At 47.9% G+C, this 24,470-nt stretch carries 16 protein-coding genes; 14 read left to right on the forward strand and 2 right to left on the reverse strand.

All coding sequences use genetic code 11. The features are described 5' to 3' along the window. Positions 1 to 219: 219 nt before the first annotated feature. Positions 220 to 1,491 carry a sensor histidine kinase gene (locus tag R50912_RS12095; RefSeq protein ID WP_042235088.1) on the reverse strand — a complete coding sequence of 424 codons (1,272 nt, stop codon included), beginning with the start codon at positions 1,489 to 1,491 and terminating at the stop codon, positions 220 to 222. After that, positions 1,488 to 2,231 carry a LytR/AlgR family response regulator transcription factor gene (locus tag R50912_RS12100; protein ID WP_052416241.1) on the reverse strand — a complete coding sequence of 248 codons (744 nt, stop codon included), beginning with the start codon at positions 2,229 to 2,231 and terminating at the stop codon, positions 1,488 to 1,490. Before R50912_RS12100 ends, R50912_RS12095 begins: the two co-directional genes overlap by 4 nt. Positions 2,232 to 2,419: 188 nt before the next feature. Between R50912_RS12100 and R50912_RS12105 the strand changes: the two genes are divergently transcribed. The 14 genes from R50912_RS12105 to R50912_RS12165 all read left to right on the forward strand — a co-directional run bounded on the left by R50912_RS12105 (position 2,420) and on the right by R50912_RS12165 (position 24,467). Beyond that, positions 2,420 to 3,001, forward strand: coding sequence for an accessory gene regulator B family protein (locus tag R50912_RS12105; protein ID WP_042235091.1), 582 nt, complete (start codon positions 2,420 to 2,422; stop codon positions 2,999 to 3,001). A gap of 204 nt (positions 3,002 to 3,205) precedes the next feature. Continuing rightward, entirely contained in the window at positions 3,206 to 4,372 is a 1,167-nt protein-coding gene (locus R50912_RS12110) for an SDR family oxidoreductase (RefSeq protein ID WP_042235093.1), read from the forward strand. Positions 4,373 to 4,429: 57 nt separating this feature from the next. Beyond that, complete coding sequence (locus tag R50912_RS34150; RefSeq protein ID WP_081956472.1) at positions 4,430 to 4,579, forward strand: cyclic lactone autoinducer peptide; 150 nt, start codon at positions 4,430 to 4,432, stop codon at positions 4,577 to 4,579. Between the two features lie 34 nt (positions 4,580 to 4,613). Beyond that, positions 4,614 to 6,302: a DHA2 family efflux MFS transporter permease subunit gene (locus R50912_RS12115; RefSeq protein WP_042235094.1), complete on the forward strand. Its 1,689-nt coding sequence runs from the start codon at positions 4,614 to 4,616 to the stop codon at positions 6,300 to 6,302. Between the two features lie 37 nt (positions 6,303 to 6,339). Further along, positions 6,340 to 8,382: a non-ribosomal peptide synthetase gene (locus tag R50912_RS12120; protein WP_269322109.1), complete on the forward strand. Its 2,043-nt coding sequence runs from the start codon at positions 6,340 to 6,342 to the stop codon at positions 8,380 to 8,382. Between the two features lie 25 nt (positions 8,383 to 8,407). Further along, a complete protein-coding gene (locus R50912_RS12125) occupies positions 8,408 to 11,776 on the forward strand; it encodes a non-ribosomal peptide synthetase (RefSeq protein ID WP_197073076.1) in 3,369 nt (1,122 codons plus the stop codon). A gap of 18 nt (positions 11,777 to 11,794) precedes the next feature. Further along, positions 11,795 to 15,235 carry a type I polyketide synthase gene (locus R50912_RS33255; RefSeq protein ID WP_052416245.1) on the forward strand — a complete coding sequence of 1,147 codons (3,441 nt, stop codon included), beginning with the start codon at positions 11,795 to 11,797 and terminating at the stop codon, positions 15,233 to 15,235. A gap of 30 nt (positions 15,236 to 15,265) precedes the next feature. After that, entirely contained in the window at positions 15,266 to 16,486 is a 1,221-nt protein-coding gene (locus R50912_RS12135; protein WP_042235098.1) for an ACP S-malonyltransferase, read from the forward strand. Next, the gene (locus R50912_RS12140) at positions 16,486 to 17,013 is read left to right on the forward strand and encodes an HXXEE domain-containing protein (RefSeq protein ID WP_042235100.1); all 528 of its coding nucleotides are present in this window, start codon (positions 16,486 to 16,488) and stop codon (positions 17,011 to 17,013) included. The genes R50912_RS12135 and R50912_RS12140 overlap by 1 nt, the downstream gene beginning before the upstream one ends. Before the next feature lie 328 nt (positions 17,014 to 17,341). Then, positions 17,342 to 18,982: a response regulator transcription factor gene (locus R50912_RS12145; RefSeq protein WP_042235102.1), complete on the forward strand. Its 1,641-nt coding sequence runs from the start codon at positions 17,342 to 17,344 to the stop codon at positions 18,980 to 18,982. 67 nt (positions 18,983 to 19,049) lie between these two features. Continuing rightward, positions 19,050 to 20,864: a sensor histidine kinase gene (locus R50912_RS12150; protein ID WP_042235103.1), complete on the forward strand. Its 1,815-nt coding sequence runs from the start codon at positions 19,050 to 19,052 to the stop codon at positions 20,862 to 20,864. Between the two features lie 107 nt (positions 20,865 to 20,971). Further along, positions 20,972 to 21,943 (forward strand): ABC transporter permease, encoded by a 972-nt coding sequence (locus R50912_RS12155; protein WP_042235105.1) that lies wholly within the window; start codon positions 20,972 to 20,974, stop codon positions 21,941 to 21,943. Between the two features lie 24 nt (positions 21,944 to 21,967). Continuing rightward, positions 21,968 to 22,843, forward strand: a complete 876-nt coding sequence (locus R50912_RS12160; protein WP_042235107.1) for a carbohydrate ABC transporter permease — start codon at positions 21,968 to 21,970, stop codon at positions 22,841 to 22,843. Between the two features lie 64 nt (positions 22,844 to 22,907). Beyond that, a complete protein-coding gene (locus tag R50912_RS12165) occupies positions 22,908 to 24,467 on the forward strand; it encodes an extracellular solute-binding protein (RefSeq protein ID WP_052416247.1) in 1,560 nt (519 codons plus the stop codon). Positions 24,468 to 24,470 lie beyond the last annotated feature (3 nt).

Here is a 24,470-nt window from a genome sequence, read left to right on the forward strand (position 1 = left end):
AAAGTTGAAGCACTCGAACAGAGCAGAGTGGAGGCGTTAGCTTCAGGGCAACGAGACGCCCGCCACACCAGCGATGGTGAAGCAGATGATCAGTGGAGCCGACTATATCGAAGGCGGTTTACAGATACTGTACCATAACGGAAAAGCTGTGGAAATTGTAAAAAAGACCGCATGGAACCCACGCAGCCACGGTCTTGAAATATATAAGGGTTTATGAAATTAGGCTTCCCGATTTATTGGAAGGACAACAATAGTTTTGAATGTTTCTCTTGCCGTTACAGTAAGATGACCTCCATATCTTTCAGTGATCTGCCGGATATTGAGCAGGCCTACTCCATGTAGCTCATTATTCTTCTTTATTCTCCTTTTGTTGTTCGGCGTGTATGAATTTTCGGAATAAATGGTTAGCATTTGATACTGTGTGAAGATTCGAATTAATATAAACCGTTCTGCTGGTGTAGGAAGAAGTTGAGCCGCTTCGACTGCATTATCCAAGATATTACCGATTACTATGCACAGGTCAAAAGGATCTATCTTGTCCAGATTCTCTATACTTATATGATGCGTTATTCGTATATTTCTCTCATTAGAAATATTTATTGCATTATTTAGCAAAGAATCAATGACCAGGTTACCTGAAGCTATCGCGAAATAAGAATTCCTCATCGCTTGCATAGTTTGGCTAATATGGCCAAGTGCCTTTTCCCTTTCCCCTGCTTGAATGCAGGCACGGATATATATAAAGTGCTTATTCGTATCATGGATAATTTGTTTAGTCATTTGAAATGAGTTTGAGACTTTCTGATAGCTGGCATTTTGATAATCAGTCTGTTTATGTAATCTTTGCAGCTCATCTTTCATCTGGAAGTTTTCAATTAATTCATCAAATAAATAGATAATAGTAACATTGATTAATAGGACAGCAATTGCTGAATAAATATACATGTTATTTTCTTGTGCATAGAAGAAAAGCGTATTTAAAATAAAAAGACTAACGATATTGATGATGATCAGTACAAGATAGTACCAGGTGTTCAGCTTGTAGTCCCTTTGTCTTTTAAATAATTTGATAAATACAATGAACAAGAAAAAAATAAGTGAGGATAGCAATAAAATGAGTAACCGTGTTTGTTCTTTGCTTAAGTCTACAGCATCGGATGTGAGATGAAATTGCAAAATGAGTCCATATGACAATGTTTCCGCTATGAAACCCAGAATGACGTATACAATTGAAAAAATCAATTTCGATTCTACCCGGGCAGGGTAGCACTTAGAGATGATAAATGCACTACACATTGATAATAAACCTGTTATGACCACAGGAAAAAAAGAGATTGAAGATGAATAAATGATAATTCCGCTCAGCAGATAATGGAAAGTAATTTGCAGTTTATTTTGTTGAGAAGAACCGAGCAAAGCAAAAAAATAGCGATTTAGTAGAACAAGCTGTATGAGAGTCGTTCCTAGAAAAAATAGCAGGGTTATTTTCATGGAATATATTTTCCTGCCATATATTGTGTATAGGAATCTTTGATTTGCTTACTGTGAGCTCTGCTTATAGGTAATTCCTGATCGTTGCTCAGCACAACGGAATGAACAGTAAACTTTCGGATATAATCCATATTTACAATAATTGATCTATAAATGCGCAGGAAGGGCGCGCCTAATTTCACGGAATAGGATGATATAGTTCCTGTAACAGAAAAATTTCCATCTGTAGTGATAATATTCAACTTATTCTGTGCCAAAGAATGCTTTACTTTCAAAATAGATATAACTTCTGACAATGGTATAATATTCTCTCCTTGCTCCTCTTTCAAAATGATTGAATATTTTACGGCAGAATTTAGATGGTCATAGAGCCGTCTCATTTTTGATTCAAAAGTACTATACACCAGTGGTTTTAGTAAATACTGGAATGTAAATACTTCAAAGCTTTCCATGACATATTCCGGGTAGCTGCTTAAAAATAGGATGGCGACTTCTTTATTAGGGAAGGAACGGATTTGTTTTGCCGTTTCCAGGCCGTTTATACCTGACATTTCAATGTCAAGAAAGAGAAAATGTAAATGAGGAGGCTTTTTGCTTTGATAATGTTCCAGCAGTTCTTCTCCTGAAGAAAAATAAGTTAAACTGAATTTACAATTAAAATCCCTCTCAAAATGTGTGAAAAACTGACTTAATTCTTCGTAAACTTCGCTTTCATCGTCACATATTCCACCGTACAGCATTAGTTCTTCTCTCCCATTCATTCCATATATTTAAAGTATAGCAAATTTGGCCTATAGATCAACACAAGGCTAGTTCTAAAAATTAATACATAAAAATGCATTTCGCATAGAATTTAATGCGGTTCGCATATAAGGTGTTCCTTTGAAGGAATAATTATCCTATATTATTTACAAGGGGATGGAAAAAAATGATAGAGATGTTATTAAATATTGCGGGTGAGAGGATGGTCCATCATAAAGTAATCATGCAGAAGGAGCTGGCGATAATCCGTTACGGATTACAGGCCATGATCGAATCCATGCTTATTTTCAGTACGATGATAATTTTATCTGTTATTTTGGGGAGTTTTGTAGAAGCTCTAGCCTGGGTAGGGACGGTCTTCTTAATAAGAAGTATGAGGGGCGGAAGACATGCGGGAACATTTTTACAATGCTATTTCATATCTGTAGGTACCTTTTTATTATGTATGCTAGCCATACATTTCTTTCAACATCAACTTATTCTATACAGGATCATTTGGGGAGCCGCGTTACTGCTGATACTCTGGTCTCTAATATCTTCAATTCCAAGGTCAAAACAGAAGAAAATACAACTAATAGGTACTTTAATTAATAGTCTTCTGATTTTCGCATATGGCTTATTAATTTTCCTGCAAAATACTAATCCATTCTTGTTGGCAAGCCTGCTGGGCTTAACGGTTTCGCAATTATCCGGTTTTGTGGAGATCAAAGCCTGCTGCAAACAGCAAGTGGCAAATGAGCCAGGCTAATGCGTAAGATTCCGGGACGATTAATGAAAATAAAGTACATATTGTTTATGTTTGTGAAATTAATAACGTTGTATAGATAACTATACAAAAATATATTATGGGAGGTTGTAACATGGATGTGTCTCGTCCGGTTTATAGTTCTGAAGAACAGCAAAGCGAGGTTCCCGGAATTCATAGTTTGCTAGAGGACAAGGAGGGGAATATATGAATACTTCAGGAGATTCTATGATACCCTCTAAGCTTCAAGGCAATGTTCTCATTACCGGCGTCACAGGTTTTATTGGGAGACACGTGTTATACGAGTTTCTGAAAGTGGCTATGGAAACTTCATGGAGAAATAAAATATATATTCTATTACGGGGAAAAAAGGGTCTCTCGGCAGCCGCAAGAGTTGAGCATTTATTGACTCATGAGTATCTTCCCGAGTATCTCAAAAAGTATGGCTACCAGGAATTAGCGGAAAATATCACCGCCATTGATGGCAATTTAGAAGATTCTGATCTTGGGCAGCAGTTGTATTCGCTAATCCCCAGAGACGAGCAGTTGTTCGTTATACATAATGCAGGATCTGTTAATCTTTTTAATACTGCTGCGGCTGAACAAGAGGTCCATCATACTAATTGGCTGGGAACAATAAATCTAATTCATGCCATAGAACAGTTTAACAGTAAATTGGTGTATATGAGCACTGCATTTTCGTGTGGCATTGTGGATGGAGTAATCGGAGATAACTTCACTTTTTATCAAGATAATAGTTACAGAAATCATTATGAGAAATGCAAAAATCTGACCGAAAAATTCATTCAGAGCTATTGCACCGAAAAAAATATCAAGTATCAGATTTTGAGGCCAAGCGTGGTCTGCGGAAGACTTATTGATGCACCGCTGTATTACATCTCCAAGTTTGATGTGTTTTACGGCTGGACAAAGTTCTTTTGGAATTTACAAAATCAGGGTAGCACAGAAAGTGTAAGAATTCACATTTCCCCCGACTCAAAGGTCAACATAGTGCCTGTGGATTTTGTAGCCAAATCAGTTCTGGCATTTTTTCAGCAGGATATCCCTTACGTTAATATTGTTTATCCAGAATCTATTAATAACCGCTATTTGCATAGCTCATTGCTGCGCTCTTTACACTTTAATCACTATGAGTTCATTGACGAGGCCCCGACTAACCTGAACAAGAGTGAGAAGCTATATTACAGGTCTATTAACAAGGTGTACACTCCTTACTTAAATCAGTGCAGTAATGAATATGACAGCCAACTAATAGGCAGTATTATGGGCAGTAAGTTTATGCCGAAAATTGATTTGCATTCATTGGCTGATTTTTCAATTTGTAATCATTTTGATGAAGAACTAGTCAACTAAAATAATGTGAGAACCCGCGTTACCAAAATCAAGCAATCTTAGGGAGAGAACCTGATCATGAATTTAGCCCAAATGAAAAGAATTCCTTGGAAAGTAATCAGTGTATTGGCTGTTGCTTTTGTCGTGCTGAGAGTGAATACGTTATGCTGGTGGATTGCACATGAGCCAGAAATGCCGGAGGAGATTAAAGAAAAATATTACAATTAGTCAATTATAAAAATCTGGGAGTGGAGATCGGATAATGATAAACGGGACAAAAAACAAATTAGCATTTGTGGCAGTTATTTTTGGTTTTTTCATGGCATTACTGGATACGACGATCATTAACATCACCCTTCCCGAGATGATGAGTTACTACAATACTACGCTGAAAAACATAACTTGGGTAATCAACGGGTATAATTTGGCATTTGCTGTTTTTATCATTACAGCTTCAAGATTGGCCGACCAGTTTGGCCGTAAGAGGATATTTGGGATCGGTATCTTTTTCTTTACACTGATGTCATTTCTATGTGCTATCTCATCATCCTCTGAGATGCTTATCTTGTTTCGCGTGCTTCAAGGCTTATTCGGCGGAATTATTCTGCCGGTATCCATACCGCTTGCACTGGACTTGGCTCCGGAAGACAAGCAGGGGAAGGTGCTGGGCATTTGGTCCGTAGTATCGGGGCTGGCAGCAGCCAGCGGACCGACGCTTGGAGGATTCTTATCCGATCAGTTCAACTGGCAGTCGATATTCTTGATCAACGTACCAATCGGCATTGTCGCTCTCTTCTTAGTGATCTTTTGCATCAAAGAATCCTATGATCCTACTGCGGGCAAACAACTCGACTTTCTGGGGATGTCTGCATTGTCCGTCTCGCTGTTCTCTATCACCTATGCGCTTATTCAGGCCAACGACGAAGGTTGGACATCTCCGCTTATCTTGAGCTTGTTTTTAGCCTTTTTGATCTTTATGGCTTTATTTGTCTGGGTTGAGCTTACAACAAAGAAGCCAATGATCCCCCTGTCACTCCTCAGGAATGTCACCTTTAACGCCGCCTCCTTAACGCTGCTTATATTAGGCGCGGGCATCATGACAATATCGCTGCTTATTTCTTTTTTCATGACTCGGTTGATGGGGCTCAGCGAGCTTGAGGCTGGTGTGACTCTATCTGTTATGCCGTTGGCCTCGGCCCTCTTCTCGGTAATTACCAGTCTGCTGCTCAAAAGGGTAGGGGAACGCTGGCTTATCATTGCCGGCATGGCTTGCATCGCACTGTCGATGTTCCTTATGAATGACCTGACTGCAGGGTCTGACCGGCTTGATGTAATATACAGACTGGCTATCGCAGGTGCGGGTATGGGGTTTGCGCTGGCGCCTACAATGAATTCGGCCATCGGCAATGTCCCTAAAGATAAGGTTGGTATTACGTCGGGAATTATGAATATGACGCGCTCTATCGGGGCAGTGCTTGGTGTAGCTATCATTGTCACTATTTTGAATACGACGACTGGTAGTGAAATTGCGGCTGCAAAGTCCGATATTATCGACATTATCCATTCGGATAAAGTCTTCAGCGCCGCCGCTCAAGAGGAATTGATTAGTGCTGTGAATGAGATCGAGGTATCCAGCAGTAGCGAAGTTCCCCAGATGGAGAGCGTTATCGGCTTGATGCAGGAGAGAGGGGCCAAATTGCTGGCTGGTGTGGCTCCGGACAAATTGGAGATGACCAAAGCCGTTCTTCAGGCTCAGCAAGACGAGGTGAAGAAACTGTGGCCTGAGCGAATTCAGCCTGAGCTATATTCCGGATTGGTCTCTTCGTTCAGTGATACATTCAAATACGGCAGTGCCTGTCTGCTGCTGGGCATCTTATTTTCCTTCTTCATAGGAACGGGGCAAAGGCAGGAACAGGGGACCGAAATAGCAATGGACAATACAGAAATGTGATAAAAGGTGGGAGAAGCCAATGAACAGTATCTTTGAGATGATAAGGCAGTCAGCGTCAAGATGGCCGGATAAAGAGATATTGATAGAACTTCCTATGGACGAAACAGGGGAACGTGGAATTACTTATTCCGGATTGATTACGCGAGCCGAAGGCGTTGCTGCGCTTCTTCGCAAGCAGGGATGCCAGCCGAAGAGCAGAGTACTTCTCCTATTCAACTCGAACATTGAATTTACGGTTGCATTTCTTGGCTGCATTTTCGGAGGAGTTATAGCGGTTCCCATGTATTTGACCAAAGGCGCGTCGTTTGTGGAGGAACTCAAGGCTTTCTCCGCGGATTGTCTGACAAACCTTCTGTTGACCACATCCGAGATGCAGCCCATGCTCCAGGCGCGCTTGCCGGGTTATAGCATATATACGACTGACGGTCTGTCAGAAGAGGCTGAGTACATACCAGCCGATCTATCCCCTCTCTCCGAGGCATTCATTCTGTATACATCCGGTTCTACTGGCAGGCCTAAGGGAGTCGTTCATACACATCAAAGCTTCAGCAGTCATGTGATGTCCGTTCAGGACCGTCTCCGGCTGCAGGATACAGACAGTTCAGTGTGTGTCAGCCCGTTGCAGCATATTATGGGGATGCTGAATGTATTCATTTCATTAACTTTTGGTCTTCAGGTTGTTTTTCTGCCCATGCTCCGAGTCTTACAATCGCCTCTTGAATGGGTAACGGAGCTATCCCGGCGCAGAGCGACCATATTTCTTGGTCCTGATTTTGTATACAAATTGGCGGCTGGCGCTTATACGCAGGAACAGGCGGAAGGATTAGATTTGAGCCATCTACGAATTTCTCTCAGCGGCTCGGAGCGGGTTCTTCCCTCCACAGTGGATAGCTTCACCCGCATTTTCAGCAGGCATGGCTTTGCGGCTACTAGTCTGATCATAGGATACGGAATGACCGAGGCGGGCATTATCTCAATCAGCGCATTGAATGAACAGCCGATTGGGCTTGAATCACTTCCAGGTATATATAGTTGTGGTCAGGTCGTTGCAGGGTATCATGCCGTAATTGTGGACAGCAGCAGCGGGCGGGAGTGTGGATCGGGCGAGACCGGCGAGGTATGGGTGAAGGGACCCGGACTGGCGGATAGATACTGGAACAATTCTGATCAAACAAAGCTGGATTTCGGTTTGTATTTGCCCGAAGGAGAGGGGCCATTCTTCAGGACAGGGGACTTGGCCTGCAAGATCGACGGCAATCTCTTTCTGACCGGAAGACTGAAGGAAATAATAATCATCAAAGGGCAGAATTTCTACCCGGATGATATTGAGGCGGGGGTTCGCCGCCAGGCAACGGCAATAGGGCAGTGTGCGGCTTTTTCGGTTGATGCTAGTGAGGGTGAACGCCTGATTGTAATAGTGGAAACCGCACTACAGGACAAGGGGGAGTTATCCCGGCTGTCCGAACGGACAGTCGCGGATATTCAAGTACGCAACGGAATTCGGATTGCGGAGCTGCTCTATGTATCTCCTCAATCGCTTCCGCTTACCCGCACCGGCAAGCTCCAAAGAAGTCAATGCAGAGTGCTCTATGTTGAAAAAAAACTAAACCCTGTATACATCTATGAGCATCTGACCGACATGACGGGGGAGAGTAAATCCCGCTCCCCATTTACAACCGGTTTGACGAATGAGCTAACAGTGAATGAGCTCCGGAATACTGTACTTGCTGATTTGACTGCAGCTTTCAAGAGGTTACTTCCCGGTGAGACTGAATCGATCGACATCGGAATGCCGATCCATCTGCTCGGTACCGATTCCATTACAGCCATTGAGTTACATCACCTGGTCGAGGAGAAATATGGGGTACAGCTTCCGATCACCTATTATCTGGAGGGCAATACTATAGAGACTATTGCCGGCAGAATAATCGAAGAGAGCAGGGCATCTGCCGTTATGGAGGCAAGCCCGACGATAGAAGAACTGGATCAGGACACGATGGACATGGAGACGGTTTACAACCGTCTGGACAGTTATTCAGAGGAAGAGCTTAACCGGATTCTTGATGCCTTGCAGCGGTAATCTATGGCACATTAAGGAGGAAGAAATGGAACAGACCCTCGAAAGAACACAGAAACTCCAGCTTGCTGAAGCTATATTGAGAGATAAACTGGGTCTAACCGGAGACTCTATTCCTGTCTCCAAAGGGCAGGAAGGATTGTTTTTACAATATCGCCTCTCTCCAGACTCTTGTGCGTACCACTTAAACTTTTGTTCACTGATTGATAATCAGATCCGGATCGACCTTTTGCGGGAATCTTTCCGCATTTTGCGGGACAAGCACCCTATCTTACGCACCGGATATCGAGAGAATACCGGAGGCCCCTACAAAGTTGTCCAGCAGGTGATGAACGGGGAAGAATTCTGGATGGTGCATGAGGTATTTGATCTGGAGGAAGAAACGATTGACCAACTGGTTCACGAGCGATCCAAACATCCCTTTGATTTGGAGAACGGCAAAGTAATGAGAGTTGATTTTTTTGAAAAGGCGGAGGGACAGGGCAGGCTGCTGGTATCCATACACCACATAGCGATGGATTATTGGAGCCAGGGTGTTTTGTTGAACGAGCTCGGGTTGATCTTTACAAGTCTGGTTGAGCATGGAAAGGCAGCTCCAGGCACTTCCGGCGTGTTGTACAGTGAGTTTGCCAAATGGCAAGGGAGATTGCTAGCATCCAAGGAAGGCCGCCATTCCTTGGATTACTGGAAAGAAACATTGAACGGTTTACTGCCCTGCATGGATCTTCCAACGGACTATCCAAGAGGAGATCATACAGATTACAGAGGCCAATCCTGCTCCTTCGAGCTGAGTCCAAAGATGGTAGATGGAATCAGAAGACTAGCGGGGGCGCATGAAGCTACAGTTTATGTAATTATGCTTGCTTTCTATTACATGCTTCTCCAGAAATATTCGGGGCAAAAGGATATCATCATCGGATCGCCGACAACCGGCAGAAGCAGTGCCAGGTTCAAAGATACGATAGGGTATTTAGTCAATATGCTTCCGCTCCGGATTGACGCTGACAGCAGCCTCTCTTTTCCGGAATTGGTTGCTTATGTGAAGCAAGTTTCTATGGAGGGTCTGACCCATGGAGATATTCCCTTCTTTAATATTGTCCGGGAGCTGCAGGGTCAACGTAACGGCAACCGGACGCCTGTCTTCCAGGTTTCCTTGACGTACGAGAAGCCGACATCCTCGAACCGGTCGGGGCGCTTTCTTTATGCGGAAGAGAGACCGAGTATTCAATTAGGGAGTCTAGTCCTGCATCCCGTTCCTGTGCCAGTACAAGCTTCCCAGTATGAGCTTTCCCTGTACCTGGAGGAAGTCGAAGGCTCGCTGTCAGGGCAGTTTCACTACCAGTCTGCATTGTTCAAGGAAGAGACCGTTCAGCGCATGGCTCTTCATTATGTTCAGCTCATCTCGGAGGTGCTGGATAAACCGGAACTGGAGATAGGTGCCTATCCCATAATTACTAAGGAAGAACGGGAGAAAATCCTGAACGTCTGGAACTATCCTGCCGCGAAGTCTACGGAAGAAGAAACATTGCATAGCCGGATTCACAAGATGGCGGAGCAATTTCCGGCAAGAACAGCGGTAGTGTGCGGGCAGGAGGAGATTACCTACAGTGAGTTAAATCTGAAATCTTCCATTCTGGCTGCTTGTTTACAGGCGAAGGGTGTCGGACCCGAAGTGAAGGTGCCCTTGATGGTGCAGCCCTCGCTCGATATGATCGTGGCCATTCTGGCTGTTCTTAAAGCAGGAGGGACTTACGTCCCCATTCATCATCAAGCCCCTCCGGAACGGATTGCCGAGATCATACAGGATATTCAACCTGTTGTTATGATCACCGAGCGGGGGTTAGCTACCCATATTCTAGCTGGCGAGACGGACATATTGTATGCAGATGGAGATTGGAATGTGCCGGAACCGGCGGAGATGCCAGAGTCTAACCATGATGTAACTGCTGATAACACTGCTTATATTATTTATACGTCCGGCTCGACCGGAAAGCCGAAGGGCGTTATGGTCAGCCACCGGAATGCCGTCCGCTTGTTTACTTCAACCCAACAGAGGTACAACTTTGACGAACGGGATACTTGGACACTCTTCCATTCATTCAGCTTTGACTTCTCGGTTTGGGAAATTTTCGGGGCTTTATTGTACGGAGGCAAGCTTGTTGTTGTTCCTTACTACGTCACCAGAGAGCCCCATGCTTTTTACAGACTGTTGAGCTCGGAAGGCGTTACGGTGCTGAATCAGACCCCGTCTGCATTCAAGCAGCTGATGAATGTGGACCAGAGCCTGCATCAAGAATTTCCATTGGCATTGAGGTATGTCATTTTTGGAGGAGAAGCGCTTGATCTCCAGAGTCTGAGACCTTGGTTTGAGCGTCATGGGGACAAAGAACCAGCATTGGTCAACATGTACGGAATTACCGAAACCACAGTCCATGTTACGTACAGACCCGTCGTTATGGCTGATACCGAATTCGCCACCGGAAGTTATATAGGAGAACCAATTCCCGATTTGCAGATTTATCTGCTTGATGATTATCGGAATTTGGTTCCGCCTGGTGTTCACGGGGAAATCTATGTCGGAGGCGCAGGGGTATCCAAGGGATACTTCAATCGCCCTGAACTGACCGCGGAGAGATTTATTAATGATTTCATAGGCGGGATATCTGGCAATCGCCTGTATCGTTCAGGTGATATGGGAAGATATCTGCCGAACGGAGATATCGAATATTTGGGAAGACAGGACTCACAGGTCAAAATTAGAGGCTTCCGGATTGAACTCGGGGAAATCCGGTCCAGAATCCTCGCTTTTAACGGAATCAAGGATGCTGTAATTCTGGTAGACGGCAGCCGCGATGAAGACAAAAAAATTGTGGCTTATGTGATTTGGCAGGGTCAAGAGCTATTGGATTCCGGGACGCTTCGGAAGTTTCTGAAGGGCAAATTGCCAGATTATATGATTCCATCCGCTTTTCTAGCTGTTGAAGAGATTCCACTGAACGCAAATGGAAAAATAGACCGCACGGCCCTTCCACCCGTTGTCTACGGGATCTTGGAGTCAAACAGTACTGCTGTCCCTGAGACCGAGCTGCAACGGAAGCTTGCCTGCTTGTGGGAAGAAGTTCTGTCATTGGATCAGGTGGGAATAGACCAGGCGTTTTTTGATATGGGCGGGAATTCTATTCTTGTAGTGGAATTGCATAATCGCATTAAAGATCAATTATGTGCAGATATCAGCATAGCAGACCTCTTCCAATATTCTACCGTAGCGGAGCAGGCTGGGCATATCGAGAGCATGCAGTCAAGGCACAAGGATGACCAGACGTTGCACTCGACTGCTGGCATAATTGACAAACAGCAGTTAAGAAAACATGCGATGAATCGGAGAACCAAACCGTAGAGGGGAGTGTTACTAACTTTGGATAAGGATACGAGCTACGATATTGCGATTATAGGAATGTCCTGCCGGGTACCCGATGCGGGGAATTTGGATGAATTCTGGGACAACCTGAAGCAAGGCAGAGAAAGCATACAGTTCTTCTCCACCGAGGAAATGGCCCGGGAGGGGGAAGTATCATTTACTAAAAGCAACTATGTAAATGCTGGCGGAATTCTGGAGGAGATTGAGGAATTCGACAACACCTTTTTTGACATGTCCTCATCGGAGGCCGACATTTCAGACCCTCAGCACCTTATATTCCTGGAAGCTGTCTGGAATGCCCTTGAGGACTCCGGGAATATCCCGGGGAGGTATCCGGGGATCATCGGGATGTTCGGGAGCTCCAGCACTAATACATACTTGTACCGCAACCTGCTGCCGAATCGCGATCTTATGGATACGCTGGGTATTCACCCGTTGCTGATTGGGAACGAAAAGGACTTTCTTTCCACTCGGGTATCATACAAGCTGGGCTTAACGGGCCCCAGCATGACTGTTCAGACTGCATGCTCAAGTTCTTTGGTTGCTGTGCATATGGCAATTCAAAGCTTGCTGAATGGAGAATGTACTATGGCGGCGGCTGGCGGCGTTACGGTCAGATCGTCACAACGGGTAGGGTATGAGTTCAGCGAAGGCGGAATTTTGTCACCCGATGGGATATGCCGGGCATTTGATGAAAATGCGAACGGCACGGTAACTGGAAACGGAGTCGGGGTTGTGATTCTGAAGCGCTATGAGGATGCAGTCCGAGAAGGGGATTCTATCTATGCCGTTATCAAATCCAGCGCGGTGAGAAACGATGGATTACATAAAGTCGGGTTTACAGCTCCGGGAGTTGAGGGCCAAATCCAGACGATCCGGGATGCGATTAATTTATCCGGTGTCCGTCCAGAGGATATCAGCTATGTGGAAGCTCATGGAACTGGCACACGGCTTGGAGACCCGGTGGAACTGTCTGCTCTTTGTCAGGTGTATGCAGAATATACTGATCGAAAAGCCTTTTGCGCTTTGGGGTCCGTCAAATCTTCAATAGGACACCTGGACGTGGCTGCAGGCGTTGTCGGCTTAATTAAAGTGGCTATGATGCTGCGTAACAGGAAAATGGTGCCGACCGTAAATTTTTTATCCCCTAATCTGGAATTAAACCTGGAGAAAAGCCCGTTCTATATTAACACGGAGTGTGAGGAATGGGAGAGCGAGGGAAACCGGTTTGCGGGCGTCAGTTCCTTCGGACTCGGGGGGACTAACTGCCATATCATTCTGGAGGAGTATGTGCCGGAGCGTATGAAGGGAAAGGAGCGGCCGCTGTATCTGGTGCCGTTGTCGGCCAAAACAGAAACCTCATTGATCAGCTACACGGACAAACTGCTAAACCAGCTGAAAAAAAACGGCTATCCATTGGCTGATGTTGCGTATACACTTGCCACTGGACGAAAGCTCTTTAAATACCGCCGGGCAATTGTCTGCGGAAATTTGGAGGAGCTGAAGACTAAGCTCGGCTCTACTACGGAGATAAAGAAGTCCCCATCCCGGACACATCCTTTGACGTTGCTTGTTTCCGATATGGAAGCTGGGATGTTGGACAAGCTGTATTCTCAACTATCTGCTTGCGGAGGTTCCTTTGCCAGCAGCCAGTTGGCCAGCTCGGAAATTCTGAGCAGGCATGGGCTGACTTGCAGCGACTTGCTGGATTGCGCCGCTGGAAGGATCTGCACGGAGCGGCCAGCCTGGCTAACCAAACAGGCTGCCGGGAGAACGGCCTCTTATATCTGCAACCTGTCGCTTCTCTCTGGAATTATTACCGAGTTTGGATTGATGCCGAATACTTACGCTTACACAGGCGATGGACACTATGCGATCAAGGTACTACTTGGCCAGATCAGAGTGGAGGATGTGCTGGACATCCTGCTGGAGGACCCGGCATCATCCGGACGCGGCACAGACGCTGATATTAAATCCACAGCTGAGTTATATGACGGCAACCGTAGAGCTGGACATCTCTTCCATATCGGCTGTATGGAGTTAAATAAGGAAGCCGCAGATCAGGTGCATCAGATCGCCGGAATCCAGGAGGATGTGTCGGAGTATTCGCTGTTCCAAAGCATCATGGAGACGGTTGGAGCGTTATGGTGCAGCGGTATAGCTATAGATTGGGAGAAGTATTATGAAGGACTTGAGGCTAAAAGAGTGTCCCTAGCCACATACAGCTTCGAACGGACGCGTCACTGGATCGAAGCCAAGCCACAAACCGAGCCTCAAACCGAGCCTGGTATCACAGTATCTAATGAGGCAGGCGGCAGATCGCCGGAGGAGGTCACCTCCAGACTTGTGGAAATTTGGCGCCGGCATCTCCCTGTGGAACAAATAAATATGGATACTGACTTTTTTATGGCCGGTGGGGATTCATTCCGGGCTATTCAGATTCAATCTCAAATAAGTCAGGAATTCGGAGTTCAGCTGTCATTGTCCAGATTCATAGCAGAGCCTACTCTTGGAACTCAGGTCCAACAATTGCTGTCCAAGCTTGGAGGAGAGGAAGTTCACCATGCGAGAACCGATGAGCCGGATGAGCGTGTGGTGAGGCTTAGAAGTGGTGATGATGCCCAGTCTCCGGTCTTTCTGATCCATCCTGCGGGAGGAACGGTGATGGTGTACAAGGCGCTGGTTCAGGAATTAAACTGCAACCGTAATATATTCGCGATCCAGGTGGGGATGCCCGCAGAGCGGGCGGGTGAGAAGAAGGAATGCATTGAGGAGACAGCGGCCGAATATATTAAGTTAATTAAGCGCCTATACCCTCAGGGGCCGTATCTTCTAGGGGGGCACTCTTACGGAGGGAATGTTGCCTTTGAAATGTCGCTTCAATTGCAGCGGACCGGGGATTTGGTAGCGGAGCTGCTGTTGTTCGACAGCCATCCGCCTAAAGCTTATTTTAATAACAAGGTCATGACCGATGAGAAATTCCTCGAGGCATTCCCTATTATTGCTTCCTTGTACTTTCCAAACGATAACATTCGAGAGGATGCGGGGGCTCCGTCTGTTCGCGTAATCACGCAGCCCCGGGAGGATATTGCGGGTATTGTCGGCTATTTGAAGAAATATTCAACTCAGTTGAGCCTGCTGCCCGATGAGGAGATCATGCATTTCTTCCAGGTATGGGTCAGTAACCACAACGCATTGAGAACTCATAATCCGCTGGAAATGTATAACGGGCGGCTGCATTTCTTCCAGGCACAGCAGCCTCAGCCCAGAGAAATACTTGAGATATTGAACATTAATTTACAACACGGAATGGATCTGGCCGAATGGGGAAGACTGTCTGCAGATTTCTGCGTATACCCCATTCCCGGCACGCATTATTCAATGCTGAACGAGCCTAATGTCCGAATCATGGCAAGAAGTTTAGAGGGGATTGTGTAAGAGTATATTGTTTGCAAAGGTGGCTTAGCGATGAACAAGCTTGCACTTCTGTTTCCAGGGCAAGGTTCACAGTACATTGGGATGGGAAAAGAATGGATCGGCACTTGCCGGGAAGCTGCTACAGTCTATGAAGAAGCCAGTGACTGGTCTGGAGTAGACGTGAAAAAATTATGCACGGAAGAAACGGCTGCACTGGACGGCAGCCGCAACACCCAGCTTGCAGTACTGGCGAACAGTGTTGCCATGTTCAAAGTCTACGAGGAGAGGGTAGGGATTCAACCGGCCATTTCTGCCGGACACAGTCTGGGAGAGTATTCCGCTTTGACCTGCGCGGGTGCACTCGAATTCTCTGATGCAGTCAGGCTGATTGCCAGACGAGGGCAATTTATGGAGGAAGCCTGCGCAGAGGTGGAGGGAGGAATGGCTGCCGTCACAGGCGTTAGTCCTCTTATGGTTGAAGAGTTATGCGCCTTGGTTTCCGAGCCCGGTCAATTCGTTCAACCGTCTAACTACAATACCGATCAGCAAACTGTAATCTCGGGGCATAAGAAGAAGCTGGAGGAGGCTTTAGACGTTCTGGACAGACGTGGAATCCACTATAAGCGGCTCCCGGTAAGCTTGCCCGCTCACAGCCGGATATTGCTGCCAGCCAGAGACCGACTGGCGGAAGAGATGCGCTCTCTTACTATCCGCATGCCCAAGTGGGAGGTTGTTTCCAACCTCAAGGCGAGTCCTTATTGCTCGGTGGAAGAAATCAGACATTCCTTACCTGATCAGATTGTATCCCCAGTTTTATGGTCCAGCACCATGCGGTTCCTGCAAAGCAGCGGAATTACGGTTGCCGTTGAAATTGGGCCAAAGACGGTTCTGCGTAATTTGCTTCGTCAATCGGCACCCGGTATCAGAAGCTTAGCTTTCGATGTAGCGGAGGATCGCAAGCTGCTGCTCCAATATATGAGCAGTGAATTGTACCGGCAGAACGATGCTCATTTTATTTCACTTTGTATGGGGATCGCTGTATCTGTGAGGAACAGAAATTACAATCAGGAGGAATATGAAGAAGGTGTGATAATACCATATAGAGAAATGAGTAAGATGAAAAGGACGTATGAAGCACGCGGTTATTCACCGGACGTTGCGGACAGAGATAAGGTCTTGGAATATCTGGTCCAGATTCTTGAGACGAAGAAGTATCCCCACGAGCAAATCCGGCGGAGGATTGGGACCTTGACCGCAGAAAGGAGAATGTAATGAACCAGCTGATTAGTGACACCGCTATTTTATGGCTGCTCCCGATCATATTTATGATTCATGATTTTGAAGAGATCATTCCTACTCCCGGATGGGTTCAGAGAAACAAGGAGCAGATATACAATAAGATTCCCGGCTTCGCCAAATCCAGAGTGGAAAAAATGTCCTCCCTTACGGGGTCTCAATTCTCAGCGGCGGTGGGAGTGCTGTTTGTCCTATTTTCGGCCGCAGCATTCCTAGCTTATGAGTATCATTTTTATCTTCTTTACATGGTGCTGAGCCTTGGATTGTTCCTGCACTCCTTCTTTCACATAGGGGTATCGCTGTTTTTGAGGAGATGGACGCCGGGCGTTGCAACAAGCGTGCTTCTACTTCTTCCATACGGTGTTCTAAGTATTGATTACTTCATTCGCAATGATCTGTTTGTGTTCCCGGATATTTTGTATTTCAGCCTGATTGTAATCCTCTTATTTATGCCATTTCTTCAATTTCTTCATTTCATTGGAAGAAAGCTGGCGAGATCATAACATCAATAGCCTGCCCGCAGCGTTTCTCGACAACTCAAGTTCATTCGCTTGCCTGCTAGTGCTTCTGCAAGTCCAGTTTCTCGCTTAGCGGAAGCTTATTCGCCGGGCTAGACGTACAGCCGTTCCTTCCTAATTAGAGAATCTCTAATCCGGGAGGAACGGCTGTTTAGTCTGCGTACATTGAACATGCAGAATGAATGTGTAAACTATATTGCTTCCTATTTATTGCTTTTTGGCAGGAGATGAACAGTCTTTGTAGAATTTTTGGTCAACACACTCTATTCCTACGAACTGGCCTTGCAGATCATGAGTAAGAAGGGACGGATTTATGAAAACACTGGTGATTGTGGATGATGAGCCGTCGGTGGTGAACGGGCTGCGGACCTATGTGGACTGGGCGGCACAGGGGATTGAGCTGGTTGGAACCGCAGACGACGGGGACACAGGACTGGCGCTAATCCGGGAGCTGAAGCCGGATATCGTGCTGACGGATGTCCAGATGCCGTCAATGGACGGCATCCGCATGGCAGCTGAGGTCCGGGCGCTGCTGCCGGAGGCCAAGATCGTCTTCATCAGCGGCCACAATGATGCCGGATACCTTAAGTCCGCGCTGCAGATGCATGCGGCGGATTATATTTTTAAGCCGGTCAGCCGCAAGGAGCTGTCTGTGGTGATGGGCAAGGTGACTGCAGCGCTGGATGCGGAGAGGCAGGAGCGCAAGCGGATCAAGGAGATGCAGGTGAAGCTGACGCAGAGCATGCCGCTGCTGCGCGAGAAGTTCCTGCTGTCCGTTATCAGCGATGGTGTTCATACCGCGCATATTCAGGACAAGCTGGAATTTCTGGGCTTGCAGCAGCTCGCGGCGGACAGCTACATCCTCATGGTCATTCTGCTCGATGATGTGCCGCAGGTGCTGGACACCCGCAGCGAGCAGGACAGACAGCTGCTGTCCTATACGGTGCTGAATATCATCCAGGAGCTGATTGACAAGCAGATGCGCGGCGTGACCTTCGAGAAGGAGCCGGGAGAGTACGTCGGGATTCTGCTGGCCGGACAATTGCAGCCGCAGGAGTTCAGCGAATCTCCCGAGAATGACCTGCTGGTGCTGGCAGAATCAATCCGCAGCAATCTGCGGCAATGGCTGAAGCTTAGTGTAACCATCGGTGTCGGCGAGGGGGTTGAGCACTTGCCGGAGATCCCGTCCTCTTACAAACAGGCGAGGGATGCAGCTGACCAGAAGTGGTATCTGGGCAAAAACCGTATTCTGACTATGGACAATATCGTGTCCGGAGAGCGCGGCGAGAATCTGCGTTACCGGTACGAGCCGGAGTGGGGGGAGCGGGTGTGGTCTGCCCTGAAATCCGGAGACCGCGGACGTCTGCAGACGGAGATTGGTGACATCTTCAGTCTGCTCGGGCAGAACCGGGGACAAGGGGCGCGGTATGCGCAGAATGTCAGTCTGCATCTGATTCTGCAGTCCGGCCAGGTGCTGCTGGAGCTTGGCGGAATGACGGAGGAATGGGAAAAACGCGAGACGGCTGCCTGGAAACAGGTTGCGCGCCAGGAGACGATGCAGGATCTGCTGGGATATACAGAAGCCTATTTGCTTGAGGTCTGTGATTTCGTAGGGATGAAGCGCAGCGGTAAGACAAGCGAAGTGATAGAACGGGTCCGTCAGCTGATTGGAGAACGGTATCCGGAGAATCTGGCAGTGGCGGATATTGCGGCAGGCGTCTATCTCAGTCCGACCTATGTCCGGCTGCTGTTCAAGCAGGAAACGGGGGAAACGCTGTTCGAATATCTGACCAAGGTCAGAATCGAGCAGGCGAAGAAGCTGCTTAGAGACCCGCAGAACAAATTCTACGAAATCTGTTATGCCGTCGGCTACAGCGATCCCAGCCATTTCAGCAAGCTGTTCAAGAAAATCACCGGAATTACCCCCAGCGCCTACAGGGAGCAGAGTCTATGAGCAGGGGTAATCCTATGAGGATCAGGCCGTACAGGAATGTAAGCATGCCATATAAGGAGGCTGTGCAGTGAAAAAGGGCTGGAGCTATTTGACCGGACTGGGCCAGGGCATTCTTGCGGCGAGAAAGTGGCTGATTGCCTATGTGATACTCATTCTGCTGCCGGTATCAGTCATGCTGGCTTCCTTCTATCAGCGGTCCAGTGACATCCTGGAGCAAGAAGTCACCCGTACGATGCAGCTGACCCTTAAGCAGGCAGGGATGAATCTGACCTATAAGCTGGATCATATCCGTGACAGCAGCAATTCAGTTTTCATGAACCAGGTGCTCTACAGTAATCTGCAGCAGAAGGACAGCATCACCGATGAGCTTAACCAGCTTAAGGAGCTGCGCAATTTAGCCGAAACCGCCCAGGAGAATGAGGATATTTTCCGGCTGCGGTTTTTTGTTGATCCTTCCCGGATGTACGGAGGGGACCGGGTGAATCTGTATCCGCTATCTGATATAGAGCATTATCCGTGGTACAGGCAGGTGCTGGAGGCCGGGGGCGGTATGGTCTGGACCGGGGTGTATGAGGAGAGTTATATCGATTTCGGTGACAAAAAGATTTTCTCTGTCGCAAGGATGCTGCGCAATCCCAAGGCATATGAAGAGACCATCGGCATACTGGTGATGGATATATCCCAGGATCTGATTGCAGAAGTTATGTCAGAGCTTCATTTCTCGGACAGCTACGCCCCTTATCTTCTGGATAGTGAGGGCCGGCTGATCTACAGCACCGGAGAGAACGGTTCGCAGGAAGTCAGCATGCTGCCGGAAGAACTGCTGGATACGATTAAGCAATCGGAGGAGGGAATCGTTAAGCGGACCCTTGGGCGTGAAGAGGTTAATGTGGTCTATACCACGATCGGGACTTCAGGGTGGAAAATGATCTCCCAAGTCTCTGAATCAGAGATTTCGCATAGGGCAACAGCAATGAACCAGTTCACCAGCATTGCCACGCTGGCGGGGATCACGGTCATGTTCCTCGTACTCGTGTTTGTGCTGCTGATGTTTCTCGTGCAGAACATGCAGCGCAGAGTGCAGATGATACTGCGGATGATCCGCAAGGAGGGCATCGGCTGGCTGGAGGACAGAAGGACGATGCCAGGCGGGGATTTCCGGCTGCTGGAACGCAGTGTGGACCACCTGATTCACAAGGTCAACCTCCTGATGGAGGAATCCTATCAGGCGAAGATGCAGGAGCGGGAGGCGCAGCTGAGAACCCTGCAGGCCCAGATTAATCCGCATTTTCTCTATAATGCACTGGATATGATCAACTGGTCGGCAATTTCGCATGATGCGGAGGATACCAGCCAGATGATTGAGGCGCTGGCCCGCTATTTCCGGCTCAGCCTGAATCAGGGCCGCGACAATGTCAGCCTTGCCGATGAATTGAATCTGGCCAAGGTGTTCATGGAGATTCAGCAGAACCGCTTTCCGTCCACCTTCACCTTCAGCGTCCAAGTAGAGCCGGGACTTGAACAGTATATGATTCCCAAGCTTACCCTCCAGCCGCTGGTGGAGAATGCGCTGCTGCATGGTATCCGCAAAACCTACAATAAGCAGGGGAATATCGCCATAACAGCCCGCCGGGAGCAGGAAGATATTGTTCTGGCAGTGTCCGATGACGGGATCGGCATGAGTCCGGAGCAGGCCAGACGGCTGCTGCTGGAGCCTTCCTCCGAGCTGCGCAGTGACGGGATGCCGGGCTCCTTCGGCCTCTATAATGTCAACGAGCGGATAAGATATTTTGCCGGCAACCGGTATGGCTTGTCCATTGAAACGGAACCCGGTCAAGGAACAGTGATCAACATCAGAATTAAAGCGGTTCCATTCGAATAAGCAGATTGCCCGATATACAGTCGCGTAAGACCAGAAATAATCAGATTACCACCTACAACCGCCCCCCGGTTTCCCAGTATAATCAACTCACAAACAGATGGGGGTGAATGAAATTGGGTGGGAGTGTCACGGATTTGAACCGGAAGAGCAAACTTCAGGCAACCAGAATCAGGTCCGCCAGCAAGTGGAGGCTCGCCTGGAGAAACAGGGATTATTATGTGCTGCTGATACCCGGTCTGCTGTTTCTGCTGCTCTTCAAATATACACCGCTGTACGGGGTGCTGATCGCCTTTCAGGATTTCAACATTTTCGAGGGCATCAGAGGCAGTGAATGGGTAGGGCTGGAGCAATTCCATAAGCTTATCCAATCGGACGAATTCGGAAGGGTATTCATGAATACGCTGCTTATCAGTGTCTACAAAATTGTCCTGCTGTTCCCGGTGCCAATCTTCATTGCGCTGGTGCTGAACGAGGTCAGGCTGATGTTCTTCAAACGGACGATCCAGACGATTATTTATCTCCCGCATTTTCTGTCCTGGGTGATTATTTCCGGGTTGTTCGTCACCATACTCTCCACCTCGGGCGGACTGGTCAATACTATCATTCAATGGTTCGGCGGAGAACCGGTGAGCTTTTTTGTCAGCAATGATTATTTCCGCAGTGTGGTTGTCTTTACGGCCGGCTGGAAGGAATCAGGGTGGAACGCGATCGTCTTCATTGCCGCTATTGCCGGAATCGATCAGGAGCAATACGAGGCGGCTGCCATTGACGGGGCGGGGCGAATCCGCAGAATGCTGCATATCTCACTGCCGGGTATTCTGCCGACTGTGGTGCTGATGTTCATTCTCCGGCTGGGCTCGGTGCTTGATGCGGGAACGGAGCAGATTCTGACCATGTACAATCCGGTAGTCTATGAGACAGCAGATGTGATCGGCACCTTCGTCTATCGCATCGGGCTGGGTAAAATGGATTACAGCTTCAGCACCGCGGTTGGCCTGTTCAACTCGGTGGTAGGCTTCATCCTCATCGTTTCGGGAAATTATATCAGCCGGAAGCTGCTGAACCGCGGAATCTGGTAGGCGGGAAAGGAGACAGTATAATCCATGACCAAACGAACCAAAGGCGACAGGCTGCTCGATATTTTTGTCTACCTGTTCCTGATTACGCTCGGAGTGATGATGCTGCTGCCGCTGGTTAACGTATTATCGAAATCGGTCAGTGAAGAATGGGCGATTACTTCGGGGAAAGTAGGCATTCTGCCGGTAGGCTTCCAGCTCGACACCTTGCGGGAGGTTATCTCTTCCTCAATGTTCATCCGGGCGTTCAGCGTATCCGTAGGCGTCACGGTAGTGGGGACCCTGATCTCCATCTTAATGACAGCACTGACGGCCTATCCGTTATCCAAACGGAATCTGCCGGGCATCTCCTTCTTCATGGTGCTGTTCATCTTCACGATGCTGTTCAGCGGCGGGCTTATTCCCAATTATCTGCTAATGCGCCAGCTGCATCTGATCAATAATCTGTGGGTGCTTATCCTGCCCGGAATGATCAGTGTGTTCAACATGCTGGTAATCAAAAGCTACTACGAGAGTCTTCCCGAAGCCCTGGAGGAGTCCGCGCGGATCGACGGGGCCAAGACGTACACGATTCTATTCCGGATTATTCTGCCGCTCAGTATGCCGGTGATTGCCACGATCGCGCTTTTCTATGCCGTCGGGTACTGGAATGATTACTTCGGGCCAATGATCTACATCAACGATACCGCGCTTAAGACCCTGCAGCTCTATTTGCAGGATGTGGTGATGGATGCCAGTGCCGCCAATGCCGTCAATAAAAGTGTGGATGACCTGATGAACATGTCACCGGAAGGCATACGTGCGGCAACGGTGGTCGCTTCGACGGTCCCGATTCTGTTCGTATACCCGTTCCTGCAGAAGTATTTCATCAAAGGCGTGCTGATTGGCTCGGTTAAAGGCTGAGGCAAGTTTGGTACGAAGTAAGACTGGAAGCTTAAGCTCACAAAACTTATAGGGGGTTATGTTAATGAAACAGACGAAGTGGCTGTCACTCCTGCTGAGTACCGGGCTGCTGCTCGCTGCAACTGCCTGTGGTTCTTCTAACAACACGAATAGTAACGGGGGGAACGCTTCAACAGCAGCACCAGCTTCTGCAGAAGCAACTTCCGCACCGGCAACGTCAGAGAATGCTGCCAAGCCGGAGTTGAAATCGCTTAATCTGTGGTCGAAGGATGATTACAATACGTATCCGCTGGCCAAGGTGATCGAAGAGCGGACCGGCTATAAGGTGAAGTATGAGATGCTTCCCGCCGACAAGGCGATGGATAAGCTCAATCTGCTGATCTCCTCTGCCGAGCCGTATGATGTCATTACCATTTCCGGTGAAAAAGCCGTGTATACCGATTATGCCAAAATGGGCGCACTGGTGGATCTGACCCCGCTCATCGAGGAGTTCGGCGATAATATCAAAGCTTCCATCTCCCAGGCGTCCTTCGATGCAATGAAAATTGACGGCAAAATCTATGGTATTCCCAACAGCTCCTCACAATTTGCCGGTGCCGATCTGATGATCCGCCAGGACTGGCTCGATAAGCTGGGGCTGAAGACGCCGACTACGCTGGATGAATTCACGGAAGTGCTGAAGGCATTCAAGGAGAAGGACCCAGGCGGAACAGGGAACAGCGGCGCTCCGATGTCAATTGACGGTGCACTGGCAACGACGGCGAATATTACAGGTGCCTTCGGAATAGGCACAAGCTGGAATACAGTGGACGGCAAGCTGGTTCCTGCCCCGCTGCATCCGGGCTTCAAGGAATATTTGACGTACATGTCCGGTCTGTATAAGCAGGGTCTGCTCGATAAGGAATTTGCCGTGAACAAGGATGCTACTCTGAAGGAGAAATTCACCAGCGGCAAGATCGGGGTTATTCAGCTGCCTTGGTATGATATTCCCGGAATTGCTGATGCCTTGACCAAGAACTTTCCTGATGCCAAATATGCTTATCTTCCTGCCCTCAAAGGCAAAGACGGTCAAATGGGCCTCGGCATGAGCGGCGGGTTCGACCGTATTACCTTCATTCCGAAATCTGCGAAGCATCCTGAAGATGCGATGAAATGGATCAACGCCAAGCTGGAAAAAGAAACCTTCAAGCTGATTGCCATCGGTGAAGAAGGCAAACATCATACCTATAAAGACGGTGTATACAGTCCGATCCTGCCGCTGTTCACGGACGAACGCGGCAACGCCAGCAATTATCTGACTGGTATAGACGAGAAGCTGTACCCGATCTATTGGCAGGCCCGGGTGCAGAAGGATGCGCGTCTGTTTGCAGGCTTCTCTTATCTGAACAATGAGCTTCCGGCGGAAGCGAGAATTGCTGATCCGCTGGCGCTGGCTCCATCCCTGCCGGAATATTCGAAGAACAATGCTTCGCTGAATCAGATGATTAATGATTTCGCTGTCAAAGTCATTGTCGGTGAAGAGTCCCCGGATGCCGTGGCTGATTTCGCCGAGAAATATAATGCTGCTGGCGGAGAAGCCAGCACCAAAGAGGTGAATGACTGGTATGCTACAGTGAAGAAATAGTGT

Origin of the sequence: Paenibacillus sp. FSL R5-0912, from assembly GCF_000758605.1 — a bacterium.
Classification (GTDB): domain Bacteria; phylum Bacillota; class Bacilli; order Paenibacillales; family Paenibacillaceae; genus Paenibacillus_AQ.

Coding starts and splice junctions, on each gene's coding strand:
- R50912_RS12100 (WP_052416241.1), bottom strand. CDS start 2,231: ATGCTGTACGGTGGAATATGTGACGATGAAAGCGAAGTTTACGAAGAA.
- R50912_RS12155 (WP_042235105.1), top strand. CDS start 20,972: ATGAAATTGGGTGGGAGTGTCACGGATTTGAACCGGAAGAGCAAACTT.
- R50912_RS12160 (WP_042235107.1), top strand. CDS start 21,968: ATGACCAAACGAACCAAAGGCGACAGGCTGCTCGATATTTTTGTCTAC.
- R50912_RS34150 (WP_081956472.1), top strand. CDS start 4,430: ATGAATTTAGCCCAAATGAAAAGAATTCCTTGGAAAGTAATCAGTGTA.
- R50912_RS12140 (WP_042235100.1), top strand. CDS start 16,486: ATGAACCAGCTGATTAGTGACACCGCTATTTTATGGCTGCTCCCGATC.
- R50912_RS12105 (WP_042235091.1), top strand. CDS start 2,420: ATGATAGAGATGTTATTAAATATTGCGGGTGAGAGGATGGTCCATCAT.
- R50912_RS12095 (WP_042235088.1), bottom strand. CDS start 1,491: ATGAAAATAACCCTGCTATTTTTTCTAGGAACGACTCTCATACAGCTT.
- R50912_RS12110 (WP_042235093.1), top strand. CDS start 3,206: ATGAATACTTCAGGAGATTCTATGATACCCTCTAAGCTTCAAGGCAAT.
- R50912_RS12165 (WP_052416247.1), top strand. CDS start 22,908: ATGAAACAGACGAAGTGGCTGTCACTCCTGCTGAGTACCGGGCTGCTG.
- R50912_RS12120 (WP_269322109.1), top strand. CDS start 6,340: ATGATAAGGCAGTCAGCGTCAAGATGGCCGGATAAAGAGATATTGATA.
- R50912_RS12135 (WP_042235098.1), top strand. CDS start 15,266: ATGAACAAGCTTGCACTTCTGTTTCCAGGGCAAGGTTCACAGTACATT.
- R50912_RS12145 (WP_042235102.1), top strand. CDS start 17,342: ATGAAAACACTGGTGATTGTGGATGATGAGCCGTCGGTGGTGAACGGG.
- R50912_RS12125 (WP_197073076.1), top strand. CDS start 8,408: ATGGAACAGACCCTCGAAAGAACACAGAAACTCCAGCTTGCTGAAGCT.
- R50912_RS12115 (WP_042235094.1), top strand. CDS start 4,614: ATGATAAACGGGACAAAAAACAAATTAGCATTTGTGGCAGTTATTTTT.